We start from the raw sequence: 18,274 nt of genomic DNA on the forward strand, positions 1-18,274 counted from the left end.
GGAGTATGGGAAGTAGTACATGTGGAAAAAACGTATATGAATTGGCACAAGAACGCTTGAAGATTGTCTTTGAGGATTTTGACAACGTCTGTGTGTCGTTTTCGGGTGGAAAGGACAGTGGTGTCTTGCTCAACCTTTGTATCGACTATATTCGTCGGAACAATCTGAAGCGAAAGCTCTGTGTATTCCATATCGACTACGAGATTCAGTATTCGGTAACCATCGATTATGTGAATCGCATGCTGGAGGCCAACAAGGACATTCTGGATGTTTACCGCATCTGTGTCCCTGTCAAGGTTTCCACCTGTACGTCTATGTATCAGGCTTTCTGGCGTCCCTGGGACGATGAGATGAAAGATTTGTGGGTGCGTCAGAAGCCTCCCGGCTGCTATAACAAGGAAGATTTCGATTTCTATGATGAGAACATGTGGGACTACGAGTTTCAGATGCACTTTGCCCAATGGCTTCATGAACGGAAAAAGGCTACGCGTTCCTGTTACATGATCGGCATTCGCACACAGGAAAGTTTCAGCCGTTGGCGTTGCATTCACCTGGCCCGCAAGTATCAGATGTACCACACCTATCGCTGGACTTCCAAGATCGGCATCGATATCTTCAATGCCTATCCCATTTTCGACTGGAAGACGACCGATATCTGGGTAGCTAACGGAAAATTTGGTTTCGACTACAACAAGCTTTACGACCTTTATTATAAGGCCGGAATCAACATCGAACGCCAGCGTGTGGCCAGTCCTTTCCTGGGTGAAGCGCAGGAAAGCCTCAGGCTCTATCAGGTCATCGATCCCAATACATGGGGCAAGATGATCTGTCGCGTGAACGGTGTGCAATTCGCTGGCATCTACGGCAACACACGGGCCATGGGTACAGGTCATAAGGTCAATCTTCCCAAAGGACATACCTGGAAGTCGTACATGCAGTTCCTGCTTTCCACGCTTCCCGAGCCTACCCGCCGCAATTACCTGAACAAGCTGACGGTCAGCATCGAGTTCTGGAGGAAGAAAGGAGGTTGCCTGAGCGATGAAACTATCCAGAAACTCCGCGATCTGAATATCCCCATCGAGGTGGGAGGAAAGTCCAATTACAAGACTCGGAAAAAGCCGGTTCGCATGGAGTATCTGGACGATATCAACATCCGTGAGTTCCGTGAGATTCCTACCTACAAGCGGGTATGTATCTGCATACTCAAGAATGATCATATCTGCAAATACATGGGCTTTTCCATCAACAAGGAAGATGCTTACAAGAGAGACAAAATAATGGAAGAATTTAAAAATATGATGCTATGAGTGACGAATATATGAGTCCTGTCTATGCCGTCGAGGCCGTTCCGGTGGAGAAAGTGGAGGCCAACAATTACAATCCCAACGTCGTGGCTCCACCTGAGATGAAGCTGCTCGAACTTTCTATTTGGGAAGACGGATTTACCATGCCCTGTGTGTGCTATTATGACTCCGAACGGGACGTTTACATCATTGTGGACGGTTTCCACCGCTATCAGGTACTGAAGACGTCCAAGCGCATTTATGAGCGCGAGAAGGGCTTGCTTCCCGTGGTAGTTATCGACAAGGATATGTCCAACCGAATGGCTTCCACCATCCGCCACAATCGTGCCCGTGGTACCCACAACATCGAACTGATGTCCGATATTGTGGCCGAGCTCGACCGTATTGGCATGACGGACGAATGGATTATGAAGAACATCGGTATGGACCGCGACGAAGTGCTCCGCCTGAAGCAGATTTCCGGTCTTGCAGCTCTCTTTGCCGACAAGGATTTCAGCATTCCCGGTAAGATCGAAACCGAGGAACAGGCCAGCATGGCCGACTACAATTTCTCGGAAGATTGACGTTCTTTATCGCCTGCACAGACGCCTGAAGTCACAGTATTCACACTGCCGTGTCTGTTCTGTCTGATCGAATGGCGTATGCAGGCTGAATATTTCTTCCAGTAGTTGCTGAAGCCTTTCGCGGAATTCATCTTCGTAGAAGCTGAAGTTGTTCACGGGCTGTTTCGGTTGGCGTGCCGCTCCCATTTCGATGACCGGTGAGTAAGTGTCCTGCGCAGCCCGGTGGATGTAGAGCAGGGCAGGAGCCACTTTCTTCGCCTGTTTGCGGCAAAGGATGGCTGCATACAGGAATGTCTGGAAAATGTAGTTGGGTCTTCCCTCTGCCGGAGTGAACAGTTGGGTTATGTTTTCCGGTGTCTTGGGCGCTCCTCCCGTCTTGTAGTCCACGATGCGCAGGGTGTCATCCTTGCTGTCCATGCGGTCGATGGTTCCACCGATCTGTATCTTCAGTTTTCCGGCTGGTGTGTCTATTTCCATTACCTCTTTCACCTCCTGTTCCATGCCTTCCATGCTGAAGGGGGCATAGTTCAGGTCGTTGCGCAGCAACTGCCGCAGGTACGAGGCAATCACCCGTGCGTGTATCAGTTGCGTACCGTTGTATTCCGGTTGTTCCTCTTCCGGTACGTGGAAGAATTCTTCCTTGAATGCCCGGTCCACGTATCCCTGTAGTTTCACTTCATTCTTTAGCAGCCGTTCCAGGTCTTCTTTGCGGATTTCCTTTCCGTGTTCTGTCAGTTCGGTGTACACCAGTTCTGCCGAACGGTGGAAAATGGTGCCGAACAGGGCCGAGTCTATCTCCGCCGTTACCTCTTCGGGCAGTTTCAGCCCTGCTACATAACGGTAGTAGAAGCGCAGCCGGCAGTCCAGGTACGTATTCAGTGCCGAGGGCGAGAAGAAAGCTTTCGGATGCTTTTCCACGTTGTATCGTTGACACATCCGTTCCACCATTTCTTCGGTCTTTTCCACACGGATCGTCCGTTCTGCCTGGGGCGATTGCCCTGCTTCCAGATACTCCCGTCGGATTTCATGCGGCCATTCCACCAGAAACTGCAGCATGAAGCGCGACATCTCTCCCCGGTTCAGTCCGTCGGTCGATGTGTTGTACATCAGCGTCACGTTCTCCGCCCGTTGCATCAGGCGGTAGAAGTAATAGGCATACACGGCATTCTTGTGTTCGATGGTTGTCATGCCAAATGCCTTGCGCAGGTTGTAGGGGATGAACGACGATTCGCCTCCCGCCTTGGGCAGTTGTCCTTCGTTGAGCGACAGCACAATCAGGTTTTTAAAGTCCAGGTTTCTCGTTTCCAGTACGCCCATTACCTGCATGCCGATGGCCGGTTCGCCGTGGAAGGGAATGTTGGCTGCCGTCAGCAGGCGGTTCATCAGCCGTTTCAGGGTACCTGTCCGCACTCCTTCCAGCTCACCCGTCTCCAGCAGATTCAGCAGGCGGTTCACGAGGGTATAGCTTTTGAAGAGTGATTCCCGGTACAGTTGTCCGAAGATGTCTTTTCCTTCCTCTTCCGGCTCGTTCCGATACAGGACCGATACGTCTTTGATCCGTTCCGTCAGCCAGGTACAGAGGGCTTTCTGTCCGTTCTGCGGAGTGAACACCTGTTCCAGGAACGCGTCTGCCTTCAGTTCCGAGGGCAGGGGATAGAAGCGGTTGTCTTTTGTCAGTCTCCGTTCCAGCTTTTCAGCTTCGGCCGACAACTGTCTGACGTACGGATGCTTCAGTACCGCCATCACCGCTTCGTAGACGTAGCGTCCGCTGTCTGCCCGGTAACCGTCGGTCTGGAGTTCTGTCAGGGCGTTGATGTAGCTGTACACCGGTGTCTGTGCTAGGGGGAAACCCATGGTGATGTTCACGTCCTTCACCTCTTCGGGCAGGGTGTGAAGCACGGGCACAAGCATAGCCTCGTTGCACAGCACCACGGCATTCTCCTTCTGTTGTGCTCCCTCCGGCAGTTCCAGTCCCTTCATCCATTGGGGCAAGAAGCGTGCCTGTGCGTTTTCCGTAGGTGCCGAGAGGAAACGTATCTGCTTGGGCCGGCTCATTACGTCCAGACAGCTTTCCGGCAGCTGGTTCGGAAACAGTTTCAGGTTGCGCAGGATAAACTCGCCGGCTTCGTGCTTGTAGGGCGGATTGGCTTCGGACGGACGTCGGGTGTAGAACACGTCGTAGTCCCAGTAGAACCAGGCCTTTCCAGCCTCTTGCAGGCGCAGGAAGAACGCCTGTTCCACCCGGTTCAGTACGTTGAAGCCTACGAACACATAGCGGTCGTAGTCCAGCCGTTGCGTGTTCAGTTCCTCCATCACCTGGCGGTACATCATGCCCTCGTAGGCAATGCCCAGCTCCGCCAGCCGTTTGCGGTAGTGCCGGTAGATGTCTCCCAGCTTGTCCCACAAGCTGATGAATTTTTCCTTCAGTTCCGTCCGCTTCTCGATGGAGAAGTTTCGGAAGAATTCCTGTATTGCCTCCTCCTGTTCCTGACTCAGGTAGTCGGGGATGTCCATGATGTTCTTCAGATCCTGCAGGTTGCCGAAGAGCCGGTCTGCGTCCACCAGGTTCTTATCTACATCGTCAAAGTCACTGATCAGCAGCTCTCCCCAGAAGTAGAAGTCGTCCAATGTCTCTTCGCTTTTCGTTTCTTCGCGGAACACCCGGTAGAGTTCACACACCAGCCGGATGGGATCTCCCGCTTTCCAGGGTGACAGTTGGCGGAACAGGTCGCTGATGCTCACGTAGGTTGGCGACCACAGCGGACGGTCGCTTTGTGCGGCCAGCTGTTCGTTGAAGAACAGGCTTGCTCTTTTGTTTGGGAAGACGACCACCGTCCGGCTCAAGTCGTTTCCTGTTTTCTTATATAGGTCCTGTGCAACCAGTTGCAGAAATGTTTCCATAATATGAATTGATAATTGAAAATGGAAAATTGAGAATTAATACCTCACACCTTCTCCGTCCTTCCTTCCGTCACATACCACAGATATCCTTCCATCTGTTTCGGGTCATATCCCATGCGCGTCAGCAGCTGCATGTAGTCTTTCACCTGACGGTTGTATTTCTTGCTGGGCTTTCCGAATTTGAAGTCCACCACCACCATCCGTCCGTCTTTCATCATCACGCGGTCCGGACGTCGGGTCCTCAGTTCCCCGTTCTCCTTCCAGATGATGTCACATTCGTTGAACAGCCTCCATGTCCCGTCGTACCATTCCTTCACCTGTGGCAGTTCGAAAGCCTGTTTCGTCAGTTCCCTGATTTCGTCTTCCGTTTCCTGCCGTCCTATTACGCCTTCGAACACCAGCCTGCTGATGGCATCCTCGATGTCCGCTTCCGTCCGTATAGCCGAGAACAGCGTGTGCAGCAGTCGTCCGCGGTTGATGAAGCGCTGTTCCGACTCCTCTTCGTCCACGCCCGCTATGAAGTCTGCCGAACGGTTGGACTGCCTGAACTCTATTTCGTGTTTCAGGCTTTCCATGGCTACCGGCCTTTTCGTAGCTTTTTGTGCCAGCCGGTTGCCTGTCTGTTTTTCTTCTTTTTCTTCCGAGTTACACAAGGCTCCCCGTTCATACCGTCCGTCCTCTTCGTCCCATGTGCCGTGTCCTCCTTCGGCCAGGCGGGGTAGGGCATAGCCCAGCAGTTCCGCCATGGTTCCCCGTTGTCCCTTCCGGCTCCACACCAGCAGGTTCTTTCCCGCACGCGTAAAAGCCACGTATAGCAGGTTCAGGTTGTCCACCCACAGCTGCAGCCGCTCTTCCAGGTAATCTTCCCGATACACCGATTCTGCCATCAGGGGCGAATAATTCACCGGTACCAGTCCCAGTCCGTTGTAGGGCTTCTCTTTCGGCGAGCACCACACCAGCTGGTTGTTCGTTTCGTTTTCCGTTTTCCAGTCGCAGAAGGGGATCAGCACCGTGTGGAATTCCAGTCCTTTCGACTTGTGGATAGACAAGATGCGGATGCCTTCCAGCTCTCCGCTCGGGATGGTCTTCATGCACAGTTTCTCGTCCCAGTAGTGCAGAAATCCGTCCAGGTCCGACGAGTGGTTCTGCAGGTAGTCCGTCACCGCGTCGAAGAAGGCAAAGAGATAAGCGTCCTGCTTCTCCAGCCGTTTCACTTCCAGCAGGCCGAACAGCTCCTCCAGCAGTTCGTACAGGGGCATCAGCCTTAGTTCCTCCCGCCGTGTGGTCAGTCCTTCTGGCAGCAGCTTTTCCATGTCTCCGGCCAGCAGATTGTCCGTATTTCCTTCCTGTTCCTTCACCCCCGTGCGGTAGTTCATCACCAGCGAAGCCAGTGCTACCCCGTCCGTCGCGTCCGACAGATAGCGCAGGGCGTCCACCAGCATGCACACCGCTTGCGAGGCGTCCAGCCGGAATGCCTCGTCCGATACGATCGGCACCTTCAGCTCCCGGTCGAAGTAGTCTGCAATCGGTGCGATATTCTTGTTCTTGCGCACCAGGATAGCCATGTCGTTCAGTTTCACACCTTCGGCCAGCAGTTCCTCCACCGCTTCGCCCAGCGCCTGCAAGGTAGCTTCCGTGTAGTCCCTTTCCTCGTCCGGTTCCAGGAATTCCACCCGCACGTATCCCCGTGCCTTCTCCTTGGCCGACTCCTGTTCCACGTCCTCGTACGCTTCCTTCAGCTCCCTGCATTCCGTTTTCAGTTCAGCCAGGTGCAGGCTGTTCAGGTAGTCCACCACCTCTCTGAATACCCGGTTGTTGAAGTCCGTCACGTTTGCCTCGCTTCGTCGGTTCACCTTCAGTGTCTCCAGTCGGATGGGGAAGTGTCCCAGGCTTTTCTTCAGTCCGTTCAGGATTCTCCAATCACCGTTTCGCCAGCGGTAGATCGACTGTTTCACGTCGCCCACGATGAGGCTGTCTTCCCCCTGGGCCAGTCCTTCCAGCAACAGCAGGCGGAAGTTGTCCCATTGCATCCGGCTCGTGTCCTGGAATTCGTCGATCATCACGTTCCGGATGCTGGCTCCTATCTTTTCGAAGACGAACGACGAGTCTCCCTCCCTCACCAGCCGGTGCAGCAGGGCGTTCGTGTCCGACAGCAGGAAGCGGTTCTGCTCCCTGTTCAGCGTCTTCACCTCCTCGTCTATGTGGTTCAGCAGTTGCAGTTTGTTCAGGTGCTGGCGTGTTAGGCGGCAGCTGTTCACCGTCCGGCACCGTTGCGGCCTCATGCGTTCCGCTTCCTGCAGCAGCGGCATCAGGCTGCGTTCCGCCAGTGCCGTGATTTCTTTCCGTTGCTTCGACGACTTCGTGCTCCAGTTGTCCGCGTTGGCCAGACATCCCTGTAGCGTTGTGTTCACCACGTCCTTGTCGCTCAGTCGTCCGTCTCTCAGTTTGCGGAAGTAGCTCCCGATGCCTCTCGAGCCGTTCTTCAGGTCCTCCGGAGCCAGCCCGTATCCCTCCAACTCTCCTTCAAACTGGTCGTTGAAGGCCTTCATCTGCTCCAGCGCTTCCGTTTCCAGCTCCTTCAGCGCCTCCTTGTACAGCTTCATCAGCTGCGGCTCCTTCAGGCATTCTCTCAGCAGTCCGCCTTTCTCCAGGTAGCTTTCGTCGAAGATGTTCCGTCCGAAGCTCTTTATTTCGTCCGATACGTTCCATCGCTTGTCGTCCGCGATGCGTTCGTTGATGTAGTCCAGCAGCCAACCCATGACCGGAGCGTCCGGCGTCAGTTTCTCTATCAGGCTGTCTACCGCTTCGTCCAGCACCTCCGTGTTGTTCAGTTCGATGTTCAGGTTGGGAGTCAGTTCCAGTTCCCTTGCCAGGTTTCTCATTACCGACTGGAAGAACGAGTCGATCGTTTCCACCCTGAAGCGGCTGTAGTCATGCAGCATGTACTGCAGGGCCATGCCGGCCCTTTTCCTCAGCTCCTCCGTGTCCATGTCTTCCTTCAGGTCCTCCCGGATGCGGTTCAGGTACGCTTCCGAGTCCCGGTCTCCCTTCCAGATGCCGTACAGCTGCTGCACGATGCGTTCCTTCATCTCCGCCGTAGCCTTGTTCGTGAAGGTCACCGCCAGAATCTGCCGGTACGCCCTGGGGTTCTCAATCAGGTGCTTGATATATTCTACGGCCAGTGTAAACGTCTTTCCCGACCCTGCCGATGCTTTGTAGACCAGTAGCTCCATATACTCAGTCCCTATTAAACAGGTCCCTCGTATACACCTTTCCTCTCACGTCGTCCAGACATGCGTCGTATCGGTTCGCAATGATGGCGTTCGATTGCCGTTTGAAGGCTTCCAGATCGTTCACCACCACCGATCCGAAGAACGTCGTCCCGTTCTCCAGCGTCGGTTCGTAGATGATCACCGTCGCTCCCTTCGCCTTGATGCGCTTCATCACTCCCTGGATCGAGCTTTGCCGGAAGTTGTCGCTGTTCGATTTCATGGTCAGTCGGTACACCCCGATCGTACACGTCCGTTCCTCCGCCGGGTTATAGTCCCCCCGGTTGTAGTAGTCGTAATACCCCGCCTTGTGCAGCACCTGGTCCGCGATGAAGTCCTTTCTCGTCCGGTTGCTCTCCACGATGGCGTGTATCAGGTTCTCCGGCACGTCCCGATAGTTGGCCAGCAGTTGCTTCGTGTCTTTCGGCAGGCAGTACCCCCCGTAGCCGAAGCTCGGGTTGTTGTAGTGCGTCCCGATGCGTGGATCCAGGCAGATGCCGTCGATGATGGCCTTCGTGTCCAGTCCCTTCACCTCCGCATACGTGTCCAGCTCGTTGAAGTAGCTCACGCGCAGGGCCAGGTACGTGTTGGCGAACAGCTTCACCGCCTCCGCCTCCTTCAGGCCCATGAACAGCGTGTCCACGTTCTCCTTGATGGCACCTTCCTGCAGCAGGGCCGCAAACTCCCGTGCCTTTTCCTCCAGGTTCTTGCCGGCAATGGTGCGGATGGCCTCGTTCTCCTCGTCCAGTCCCTCGATCAGCTTCGGATAGCCCACGATGATCCGGCTCGGATACAGGTTGTCATACAGCGCCTTGCTCTCCCTGAGGAATTCCGGCGAGAACAGCAGGTTGAACGTCTTTCCCTGTAGGGCAGGGGAGTTCTTGAACACCCGTGCATATTTTACGTACAGGCTTCGGCAGTATCCCACCGGAATCGTACTCTTGATCACCATTGTCGCGTCCGGGTTCACCTCCAGCACCAGGTCTATCACCTCTTCCACGTGGCTTGTGTCGAAGTAGTTCTTCACCGGGTCATAGTTCGTCGGAGCCGCTATCACCACGAAGTCCGCGTCCCGGTAAGCCTCACGTCCGTCCAGCGTAGCCGTCAGGTTCAGTTCCTTTTCCGCCAGATACTTTTCGATATACTCGTCCTGTATCGGGCTGATCCGTTTGTTTATCTTCTCCACCTTTTCCGGAATCACGTCCACCGCCTTCACCTGGTGATGCTGTGCCAGCAGCGTTGCGATCGACAGTCCCACGTAGCCTGTTCCGGCCACGGCTATTCTATAGTCTTTCATATCTTTCATTGTTGTTTTTCCTTCTTGAATACAAAGATACACATTTTTGCCGAACCTCTGTCAGTCACCGATCGCATGGTCTGCCATCACGTCCTCGCCGTTCCATGCCTTCAGGCCCGTCCAGGGAGTGAAAGGCTCCGTCCAGAACGGATCCGTTGCCGGCAGTCCCAGAGCCAGGAAGACGAACGTACAGAGATACACGCTTCCCGTGTTGATATACGTTTCCGACATGTTGATCTGGCTTCCTGCAAAGCCGATGCGCAGCCATCCCTTCTCGTCGAACGTCCGTGGAGCGGCAAACTGTCGGGCGATGACAGCCGTCAGTCCGCAGCGCACCTGAGCCGGAGCCACCGTCTTCGGAAGCTCGTGTAGCAGTGCCGCGTGTGCCAGCGCATGAAAAGCCCCCACGCGGTACGTGATAGAGCGTCCCACTGCCGGATACGCCCCTTCTGGTGAGATCATGCGTTCCAGCTGTTCCGCATAGCGTGCTTGGCGTTTCAGCTGTTTGGACAGAAAGTCCGATCCCGCCAGCCCATGCTTCTTCATCACCTTCAGCACATCCGTCAGCATCGGATGAATCACGAAGCTGTTGTAATAGTCCGCATGATAGCTGGGTCCGTCTCCATATACCCCGTCCCCCTTATACCAGTTGTCGCGGAAGCGGAATACGCCATACGTCAGCCGGTCCAGGTCACATTCGCCGGTAAACTCCAGCAGGGCCGCCTCCACCATCGAGGCAAACAGCAGCCAGTTGTTCTCAAAAGCCTTGATGCCGCGCGAGCGTTTCAGCTCCGTGATCATGCGTTCGCGTGTTTTCTCGTCCAGGCCTCCCCATAGCTGTTTCGGTGCGCGCAGCAGTCCCTGTGCCAGAAACGCCGCGTCCACCAGCGGTTGCGAAGGCGTGCCGAAGTCCAAGTAGTCAGGCGAATCCGGATCCACCGCGTTGGCCAGTCCCTTTCGTGTCATTTCTATGTATTTGCCGCGCAGCTTACCTTCTTCCGTCTCGTCCGCTCCCAGCTCCAGCCAGGGCGCTATGCCACACAGCGTGCGTCCCACCGCTTCCAGGTGCGAAAATCGGTGTACCCTCTTCGTGTCCAGCGACTCCTGCGGCATGTTTTCCCGCAGCGTATTGTTCGCTAGGTTGCTCAGTACCGGATCCGCTATTTTCACCAGTGTGTTCACCCACATCTGTCTGTCTTCCATTCCCGTTGGTTGTTTCTTGTCTCGTGCCGATGCCGTCACCACCGTCACTGCCAGTGCCGCACATACGGCAATCATTTTTTTCAGATTCATGCCAAATTACGATTTAAAGTAAATACATAAGGAAAACCGTTTTTAAGTTGACTGTGAGGTTTTTCTGATAGAGCTTGTTTTACACAGCATCTTCGTCACGGTTGAAATTATCGAAGAAATCCATTTGTTTTTTCGTTAGGAATTCAGTCTTTTGATACATGAATTTGCATCCATAGTCATATAATGATATAGTAGTTCCATAATCATTCGTATTCTCGAATCCCAGAAAAGCTTTGTAGTAGTTGACTAGATTTTCGTCAGGAGTCGTATCCGCGGCAAAAAGGTATATATATTCACATCCGATGTGTTTTATCACTTCTTGTATTTTGGGTACAATAAAACTCCAAAATATTACGACTCCCATTTTTTGATCAGTCTTGAGGCTACTCCAATCATTTCGATGATTTTCGTTGGCACAGAAGTGTACGATTTCTACTCCTGCAAATGTTTTACCTACTCTTTTCAAGTCATCTTCAGACTGATGTTCCAGTTCTTTTATGATTTGGTTTTTCTTCGTGTAGGATATTTGTGCTAGTTCGTTTTTTATCAATCCTTTGCCTGTCCTGATCCGTTCAATGATTGAGTCGAACAGAATTTTGTCACTGTCGCTTAGCTCTGGATCATCTTTTAGTTCGATCACTGAATTGTAAAGTTCGCGAGCTTTTTGCAGCGAGTCCATTCCTCTGATACTTTCATAAAGCGAACCGCATTTTAGTGAAAAGTAGAAGAGTATATTCCCGTTTGGATGCTTGATTACATAATATGCAATATTCCCTTTCTCATCTTCTTCGAATGCTTCGTTTTGAAGTGTGCGTACCAGATTTTCATTACGATTGGAAAAATCTACTACGCAACGTAAATTATCCTCGTTAGTGGACAAGCGTTCACACGTGAGCGAGAAGATGGCTTCTTTTTGTTGCTCGGTTATTTTCATATCCGTTATACAGTTGGACAATTGAGCTTTTTGTAGAGGAACCTACGGATTTTTACTCTTTCCGCATCCTTTCTGATATCATCAGTGTCAATCAGTTTGTCGCAGTTCTCGTCTTCGTGGATACCTTTTCGCGCCTGTCCCCAGCTGTATTCTCCATGCGTGATGCTGCTCAGACTCCATGAATCCTTTTGTGCATAAGTAGAGAATACCATGTCAAAGACGCTTTTGTATTTTTCAATGTATGTTTGGGGTAATTTCTCTGTAAGGCAACCATCTTTATACATACGTCTTATCTCTACCATTACAGGTCCATATTTCCACGCCTCAAACTGTTCCTTGAACATCGGTTCATCCGTTTGTATAATCGCTTCCCGCTGGACAAAATACAGAAGTTTGTGCAACTTCATCTCATCCATGCGTTTGCCGTAGTCCTGTTGGTATCGCTGATAAATATACGATGCTATTGTTGTCACTTTCTCCATAATTTTCTCCGACTGGTTATTCTGAGAACAAATATACGAAGAATGGGAGAAATATAAAAGTGAAATCTTGCTTTTCTGCGTTTTACCCTTCATGACCTTTTCGGCTTCTCCCGAAAATAGAAACTCCCAACAAACCTTTTACAGTCTGCCGGGAGTTCCCTGTTTTCATAACTTGAATTTTATTCTTCTTTCTTGTCCAGTGCCTCGAAGCAAGAATTCTTGCTGATAAATTCCGGTACCAGGTCTTTCATGGCCGCTACGATTTTCATCTGGTCGTACGAGTAGCTCACGTCTATCAGGTGCTGTATGCGGTCTTTCACCTCGTCGTAGTCATATTCTCTCACCGTCGCTATCATGATTTTCTCGTGATAGGTAGGCTTCGTCAGCTCCTTCACGTTCAGCAGTTCTTCGTACAGCTTCTCTCCGTGGCGCAGGCCCGTGAACTCAATCTTCACGTCCGTACGTCCCGAAAGGCTGATCATGCGTTTGGCCAGGTCCACAATCTTCACCGGTTTGCCCATGTCGAAGATGTAGATTTCTCCGCCATTGCCCATGCTTCCCGCTTCCAGTACCAGTCGGCAGGCTTCGGGGATGGTCATGAAGTAGCGGATGATGTCCGGATGCGTCACTGTTACCGGCCCTCCGCGTCTGATCTGCTCCTTGAATCGTGGAATTACCGATCCGTTCGATCCCAGTACGTTTCCGAAGCGTGTCGTGATAAACTGTGTCACGTGTCCCCCTTCCTTCTGCAGTTTCTTCGCCAGACTCTGCACGTAGATTTCGCAGATACGTTTCGAACATCCCATTACGTTCGTCGGGTTCACCGCCTTGTCCGTCGAGATCATCACAAACTTCTCCGCCTTATATTTCACTGCCAGATCCGCCAGAATGCGCGTTCCTGCCACGTTTGTCTGGATAGATTCCGATACGTTGTCCTCCATCATCGGCACGTGCTTGTACGCCGCTGCGTGGAAGATGTATTGCGGTCTGAATTCCTCGAAGATAGCCTCCATACGTGTCTGGTTGGCGATGTCCGCCACGATGGTTTCCGCGTCCAGGTTACGCCATTTGTCCATCAGTTCCAGCCGGATGTCGTGCAGCGGCGTTTCTGCCTGGTCCACCAGTATCAGCTTGTACGGGTTGAACGTAGCCACCTGTCGCATGATTTCGCTGCCTATCGATCCTGCCGCTCCCGTTATCATCACCCGTTTCCCTTCCAGGTGCGAAGCCACCTTCCGTATGTCTATCTGTATCGGGTCCCTTTGCAGCAGGTCCTCTATCTGTATTTCCTTGATGTCCCCGCTTTCCAGTCCCCGTTGGTTCCATTCGCTCAGGGGAGGGGCTGTCAGCAGCTTGATGTTATGTTTCAGGAAGCGGTCCAGGTTCTCCTCCTTTTTCAGTTCGTTCCGTTTGGCGGGCGAAACGATAATCGTCTTCACTCCCTTCTGTGCCAGGATGTCAAACAGGTTTTCGTCGTTCGGGAATACCCGTACCCCCATGATCAACTTGTCATACAGGTCCGGTTCGTCAGCGATGAATCCTCTCAGCCGGTATCGTTCTCTCATCGACACCCTCAGCGATTTCGCTATGTTCACACCGGCTTCCTTGGCGCCGTAGATGAAGATGTTCGTCTGCGACGAGCCTCCCGCCTTTATTGTTTCAAACATCATTTTCACGATCACCCTCGAGCTGGCCATCAGGGCAAAGTTGATGATGAACGCCATCAGTATCACGTTCACCGGAGCCAGTCTGATATCTGTTACCAGCGGAGCCACCATACATGCCAGAGCCATTGCCGTGTACGACACGAACAAGGCCACAAAGATTCGTGCGATATCCACAAACGACGACAGTCTTAGTACGCTCGAATACGTGCGGAACATCTTGAAGAACACCAGGCTCACCACCATCGTTAGCCCCATGGTTCTCCACATCGTGGCTGAGTCCAGCACCCGGCTGCTGAAGTCATATCGCAGCGCGTATGCCAGTAGGAGGGAGAGTCCTATCATCACCACGTCCATGGCCAGTATCATCCAGATGGGCAATACATTGACCGATAAATACCTTCTGACAAATTTTTTCATGTTATAGTTTCTTAGTTTAGTTCTTTTTTCCTTTTTATTGCAGGCAAGCCTTCATCTGCTCTACAATGTAGCGCACGTCTTCGTCCGTCACGCACGGCCCGCTGGGCAAGCACAGTCCCCGCTTGAACAGCGCTTCGCTCACTCCGTTCACGTAGCACGGATTGTTCCGGTACACCGGTTGTTTGTGCATCGGCTTCCATAGCGGGCGGCTTTCAATGCCTGCTTCGTCCAGTGCCATGCGCATGGCTTCCACGTTGCGGTTCGGTTCGCAGTCCGTATGTAGTGTCTTTGCCTCGTGTGTCACGCCTGCTGCGCCTCCTACGGCTCCCTGTATGGCTGCCGCATACGCCCGTTCTTCTCCTTTCACCTTCAAGTCCTCGTCCAGCAGAATTGTGTTCAGCCAGTAGTTGCTGTCGTAGCGGGGTGACGGATTTTCGTGCAGTGTGATGCCCTTCACGTCAGCCAGCAGTTCCTTGTATAGCTTGGCGATGTGCTGGTGATGGGCGATGTGTTCGTTCAGTACCGTCATCTGTCCGCGTCCGATACCCGCACAGATGTTGCTCATGCGGTAGTTGTACCCGATCTCTTCATGCTGGTAGTACGGATACGACTCGCGAGCTTGCGTGGCGTAGAACATGATTTTCTGCTTGGCTGCCTCGTCCGGGCAAATCAGTGCTCCGCCTCCCGAGGTCGTGATCATCTTGTTCCCGTTGAACGACAATACTCCGTATCGTCCGAACGTACCGCATACCCTTCCGTCGTAGCGGCTTCCCAGTCCTTCCGCAGCATCTTCGATGACGGGGATGTCATATTTCTCCGCCACCGCCATGATTTCATCAATCTTCGCAGGCATGCCGTAGAGATAGACCGGCACGATAGCCTTCGGTTTCCGTCCCGTCTTCTCCATGCGGTCTTTGATGGCGGTTTCCAGCAGTTGCGGATCCATGTTCCACGTGTCCGGTTCCGAATCCACAAATACCGGCGTAGCACCCAGGTACGTCACTGGGTGCGATGAAGCACAGAACGTAAACGTCTGTACCAACACCTCGTCTCCTGGCTTTACGCCGCAAGCCAAAAGGGCCAGGTGTACTGCTGCCGTACCGGCTGATAATGCTACTACTTCCTTGTTCTCTCCGGCAAACGCCTTCAAGTCCGCTTCAAAGCCGTTTACGTTCGGTCCCAGAGGCACCACCCAGTTCGTGTCGAAAGCCTCCTGGATATACTTCATTTCGTTGCCGCTCATGTGAGCCAGGCAAAGGTAAATACGTTTTTGATCCATAACTTATATAGTTTTTATATCAATTCTCCATTGTACATCATTCGTTTTCCAAAGACAGTACAGATTATCATTTGAATATCTTTGATAAACGAATAGTGATGTAAATAATAACGGTTTATTCGTACCTTATCTGGGAAAATAACTTCATCATTGTATTGAATTGGATCAGCCTGTTGTGCCAGGAGTTCTTCTTCATTCCGATATTTCAATGATGCAGGTCCTGTTATTCCAGGACGAAGTTTTAAGACCTCCCTGTCATCTCCGGTTAAGGCATCCGCATAACCGGGAACATCTGGACGTGGACCTACAAAACTCATATCGCCGATAAGTACATTCCAAAGCTCGGGCAATTCATCCAGTTTATATTTCCTTAGTTTTGCTCCGAAAGGAGTAATACGGCTTTCACCTTTCACCGATATAGAACTACCGGAATGATGAACGGTCATTGACCGAAATTTATACATTGTAAATAGCTTTCCATTGCGTCCTACACGCTTTTGAACAAAGAAAGCTGGGCCACCTGGCATCTTTATTTTAATCAATATGGCAACAATTAACAATAGTGGCCATAGAATTAATAAACCAGCAAAGGAAACAATGCGGTCAAATAGGAATTTTAATAACATATTTATATTTGGTTTGCAATGTAACAGCTGATGCACTCTTTTTAAAGTGTGTTATAATTCTTGACGAATAATATTTTCTTCAGTACGCCTGCGCATAAATTAATGAATACACAAAATATGGATGTTATTATAGATCTATGCTCAGCTTCTCTAAATAAATTATAATGCCATATAATTAATGACATATAGCTATGATTACTTATAGAACCTACACGTTTTCGATAGAAAGCTAAAGTTTCATTTAATAAATGGCATGACCTAGCTTTACGAATAACTTTCAGCCACATTGCATAATCATTATTCTTCTTTATATCCTCAATTTGGATTAGACCGACTACAGAGGAATCATAAATAACAGTCAAACAACCAGGCCAACAATAAGCATACATACCAAAATAATTAATCTTTTGAGGCCCAGTTACTTTTACACCTAATTCTTTGGAATTTTCATCTATCTCAACATAATTCGTATAGGAAAAACACAAGGAATGATTGTGCATAAAAGAAAGCTGTTTTTCTAATTTATCAGATTTCCATAAATCATCACTATCTAAAAAAGCAATCCACCTACCATGAGCTATTTTCAACGCATTATTTCTTGTAATAGCTGCTCCACTATTTTTTTCATTGCATCTATACTTAATACGATTATCTTTATCTATGTATGGTTTTACCACTTCATAAGTATCATCAGTAGAGCAATCATCTACAATTATCATTTCCCAATTTTGATAAGTTTGCGCTTGGACAGATTGAATAGTTTTTTCAATAAATCGAGCACAATTCCATGTCGGTGTAATAATTGATACTAATCCAAAATCCTTCATTGTTTGTATTTAGTATAGTCTTAAAAGCAAATTTTAATCTCTTCTAAAAATATCTCTTGTATAAACCTTCTCCTGTACATCATCCAAACAACCATCATATCTATTAGCAATAATAGCATTTGATTGCCGTTTGAATTCATCCAAATCATTAACGACTCTAGATCCGAAGAAAGTACTTCCGTCCTCCAATGTGGGTTCATAGATAATCACTGTCGCTCCTTTTGCTTTGATACGCTTCATCACACCTTGAATGGAACTCTGGCGGAAATTATCGCTATTAGATTTCATGGTCAGACGAAATACCCCAACCACGCATTGTTTTTCCTGAGAGGGATTAAAATCTCCTCGATTATAGTAATCGTAGTAGCCAGCTTTCTTCAACACTTGATCTGCAATGAAGTCCTTACGGGTACGATTCGATTCCACAATGGCATGAATCAAGTTTTCGGGTACATCTGCATAATTGGCCAACAACTGTTTCGTATCTTTCGGCAAACAATATCCGCCATAACCAAAAGACGGATTGTTATAATGTGTACCGATACGAGGATCCAGACAGATACCATCAATAATAGCCTGTGTATCCAATCCCTTTACCTCTGCATACGTATCCAGTTCGTTGAAATAAGATACACGCAGGGCAAGATAAGTATTGGCAAAAAGTTTCACAGCCTCTGCCTCCTTCAGTCCCATGAACAAAGTATCTACATTCTCTTTAATAGCACCTTCCTGCAACAAGGCAGCAAATTGTTTTGCCTTTTCTTCCAGATGCTCCCCCGCAATGGCTTTAATAGCCGCATTCTCTTCATCTCTACCCTCTATCTGCTTAGGATAACCTACAATGATACGACTGGGATAAAGATTGTCATACAATGCCTTGCTTTCACGCAGAAACTCCGGCGAAAAAAGCAGATTAAATTTCTTCCCTTGTAAAGCTGGCGTATTCCTGAATTTTTCCGCATACTTCACATACAGACTACGGCAATACCCTACAGGGATGGTACTCTTTATCACCATCACCGCATCAGGATTTACCTCCAGCACGAGATCAATCACCTCTTCTACATGACTGGTATCAAAGTAGTTCTTTACCGGGTCATAATTTGTCGGAGCAGCGATTACGACAAAATCCGCATTTTTATAAGCAGAACGTCCATCCAAAGTAGCTGTCAAACTAAGCGGTTTCTCCGCCAAATACTTTTCTATGTACTCATCCTGTATCGGACTGATACGGTTATTGATTTTCTCCACCTTTTCAGGAACAACGTCCACTGCCACTACATGATGATGCTGAGCCAGCAATGTGGCAATAGAAAGTCCTACGTAACCGGTACCGGCTACGGCAATTTTATAACTATACATAAATAAATAAATTATGTCGTATTTGGGTGTAATACGAGAATAAGTGACAAATT

13 protein-coding genes are annotated in these 18,274 nt (G+C 50.2%); 2 read left to right on the top strand and 11 right to left on the bottom strand.

The window, feature by feature from the left end:
- Positions 1-5: 5 nt before the first annotated feature.
- Together HF894_RS01970 and HF894_RS01975 are read left to right on the top strand one after the other, a co-directional pair.
- Positions 6-1,307, top strand: coding sequence for a DUF3440 domain-containing protein (locus HF894_RS01970; protein WP_204970904.1), 1,302 nt, complete (start codon positions 6-8; stop codon positions 1,305-1,307).
- Positions 1,304-1,867: an IbrB-like domain-containing protein gene (locus HF894_RS01975; protein ID WP_204970905.1), complete on the top strand. Its 564-nt coding sequence runs from the start codon at positions 1,304-1,306 to the stop codon at positions 1,865-1,867. The genes HF894_RS01970 and HF894_RS01975 overlap by 4 nt, the downstream gene beginning before the upstream one ends.
- A gap of 6 nt (positions 1,868-1,873) precedes the next feature.
- On the opposite strand, the gene HF894_RS01980 is transcribed toward HF894_RS01975, so the two are convergent.
- The 11 genes from HF894_RS01980 to HF894_RS02030 all read right to left on the bottom strand — a co-directional run bounded on the left by HF894_RS01980 (position 1,874) and on the right by HF894_RS02030 (position 18,221).
- Positions 1,874-4,768, bottom strand: coding sequence for a PD-(D/E)XK nuclease family protein (locus HF894_RS01980; RefSeq protein ID WP_204970906.1), 2,895 nt, complete (start codon positions 4,766-4,768; stop codon positions 1,874-1,876).
- Positions 4,769-4,812: 44 nt separating this feature from the next.
- Positions 4,813-8,001, bottom strand: coding sequence for a UvrD-helicase domain-containing protein (locus HF894_RS01985; RefSeq protein ID WP_204970907.1), 3,189 nt, complete (start codon positions 7,999-8,001; stop codon positions 4,813-4,815).
- 4 nt (positions 8,002-8,005) lie between these two features.
- A complete protein-coding gene (locus tag HF894_RS01990; RefSeq protein WP_021846765.1) occupies positions 8,006-9,334 on the bottom strand; it encodes a UDP binding domain-containing protein in 1,329 nt (442 codons plus the stop codon).
- Positions 9,335-9,394: 60 nt separating this feature from the next.
- Positions 9,395-10,612, bottom strand: coding sequence for a DUF2264 domain-containing protein (locus HF894_RS01995; protein ID WP_246593115.1), 1,218 nt, complete (start codon positions 10,610-10,612; stop codon positions 9,395-9,397).
- A gap of 94 nt (positions 10,613-10,706) precedes the next feature.
- Entirely contained in the window at positions 10,707-11,561 is an 855-nt protein-coding gene (locus tag HF894_RS02000) for a hypothetical protein (RefSeq protein WP_021846767.1), read from the bottom strand.
- 5 nt (positions 11,562-11,566) lie between these two features.
- The gene (locus HF894_RS02005; RefSeq protein WP_021846768.1) at positions 11,567-12,043 is read right to left on the bottom strand and encodes a Panacea domain-containing protein; all 477 of its coding nucleotides are present in this window, start codon (positions 12,041-12,043) and stop codon (positions 11,567-11,569) included.
- Between the two features lie 179 nt (positions 12,044-12,222).
- The gene (locus HF894_RS02010; protein WP_204970909.1) at positions 12,223-14,127 is read right to left on the bottom strand and encodes a polysaccharide biosynthesis protein; all 1,905 of its coding nucleotides are present in this window, start codon (positions 14,125-14,127) and stop codon (positions 12,223-12,225) included.
- Positions 14,128-14,161: 34 nt separating this feature from the next.
- Positions 14,162-15,406, bottom strand: a complete 1,245-nt coding sequence (locus HF894_RS02015) for a DegT/DnrJ/EryC1/StrS family aminotransferase (RefSeq protein ID WP_204970910.1) — start codon at positions 15,404-15,406, stop codon at positions 14,162-14,164.
- A 14-nt stretch (positions 15,407-15,420) separates the two neighbouring features.
- Positions 15,421-16,032 (bottom strand): sugar transferase, encoded by a 612-nt coding sequence (locus HF894_RS02020; RefSeq protein WP_204970911.1) that lies wholly within the window; start codon positions 16,030-16,032, stop codon positions 15,421-15,423.
- Between the two features lie 41 nt (positions 16,033-16,073).
- Positions 16,074-16,859: a glycosyltransferase family 2 protein gene (locus tag HF894_RS02025; protein WP_204970912.1), complete on the bottom strand. Its 786-nt coding sequence runs from the start codon at positions 16,857-16,859 to the stop codon at positions 16,074-16,076.
- Between the two features lie 33 nt (positions 16,860-16,892).
- Positions 16,893-18,221, bottom strand: coding sequence for a nucleotide sugar dehydrogenase (locus tag HF894_RS02030; protein WP_204970913.1), 1,329 nt, complete (start codon positions 18,219-18,221; stop codon positions 16,893-16,895).
- Positions 18,222-18,274 lie beyond the last annotated feature (53 nt).

Origin of the sequence: Caecibacteroides pullorum (assembly GCF_019239235.1) — a bacterium.
GTDB classification, from domain to species: Bacteria; Bacteroidota; Bacteroidia; order Bacteroidales; family Bacteroidaceae; genus Bacteroides; species Bacteroides pullorum.

Excerpts from the sequence above, each read along its gene's own strand:
- HF894_RS01970 (WP_204970904.1), top strand. The coding sequence starts at position 6 with ATGGGAAGTAGTACATGTGGAAAAAACGTATATGAATTGGCACAAGAA.
- HF894_RS01975 (WP_204970905.1), top strand. The coding sequence starts at position 1,304 with ATGAGTGACGAATATATGAGTCCTGTCTATGCCGTCGAGGCCGTTCCG.
- HF894_RS01980 (WP_204970906.1), bottom strand. The coding sequence starts at position 4,768 with ATGGAAACATTTCTGCAACTGGTTGCACAGGACCTATATAAGAAAACA.
- HF894_RS01985 (WP_204970907.1), bottom strand. The coding sequence starts at position 8,001 with ATGGAGCTACTGGTCTACAAAGCATCGGCAGGGTCGGGAAAGACGTTT.
- HF894_RS01990 (WP_021846765.1), bottom strand. The coding sequence starts at position 9,334 with ATGAAAGACTATAGAATAGCCGTGGCCGGAACAGGCTACGTGGGACTG.
- HF894_RS01995 (WP_246593115.1), bottom strand. The coding sequence starts at position 10,612 with ATGATTGCCGTATGTGCGGCACTGGCAGTGACGGTGGTGACGGCATCG.
- HF894_RS02000 (WP_021846767.1), bottom strand. The coding sequence starts at position 11,561 with ATGAAAATAACCGAGCAACAAAAAGAAGCCATCTTCTCGCTCACGTGT.
- HF894_RS02005 (WP_021846768.1), bottom strand. The coding sequence starts at position 12,043 with ATGGAGAAAGTGACAACAATAGCATCGTATATTTATCAGCGATACCAA.
- HF894_RS02010 (WP_204970909.1), bottom strand. The coding sequence starts at position 14,127 with ATGAAAAAATTTGTCAGAAGGTATTTATCGGTCAATGTATTGCCCATC.
- HF894_RS02015 (WP_204970910.1), bottom strand. The coding sequence starts at position 15,406 with ATGGATCAAAAACGTATTTACCTTTGCCTGGCTCACATGAGCGGCAAC.
- HF894_RS02020 (WP_204970911.1), bottom strand. The coding sequence starts at position 16,032 with ATGTTATTAAAATTCCTATTTGACCGCATTGTTTCCTTTGCTGGTTTA.
- HF894_RS02025 (WP_204970912.1), bottom strand. The coding sequence starts at position 16,859 with ATGAAGGATTTTGGATTAGTATCAATTATTACACCGACATGGAATTGT.
- HF894_RS02030 (WP_204970913.1), bottom strand. The coding sequence starts at position 18,221 with ATGTATAGTTATAAAATTGCCGTAGCCGGTACCGGTTACGTAGGACTT.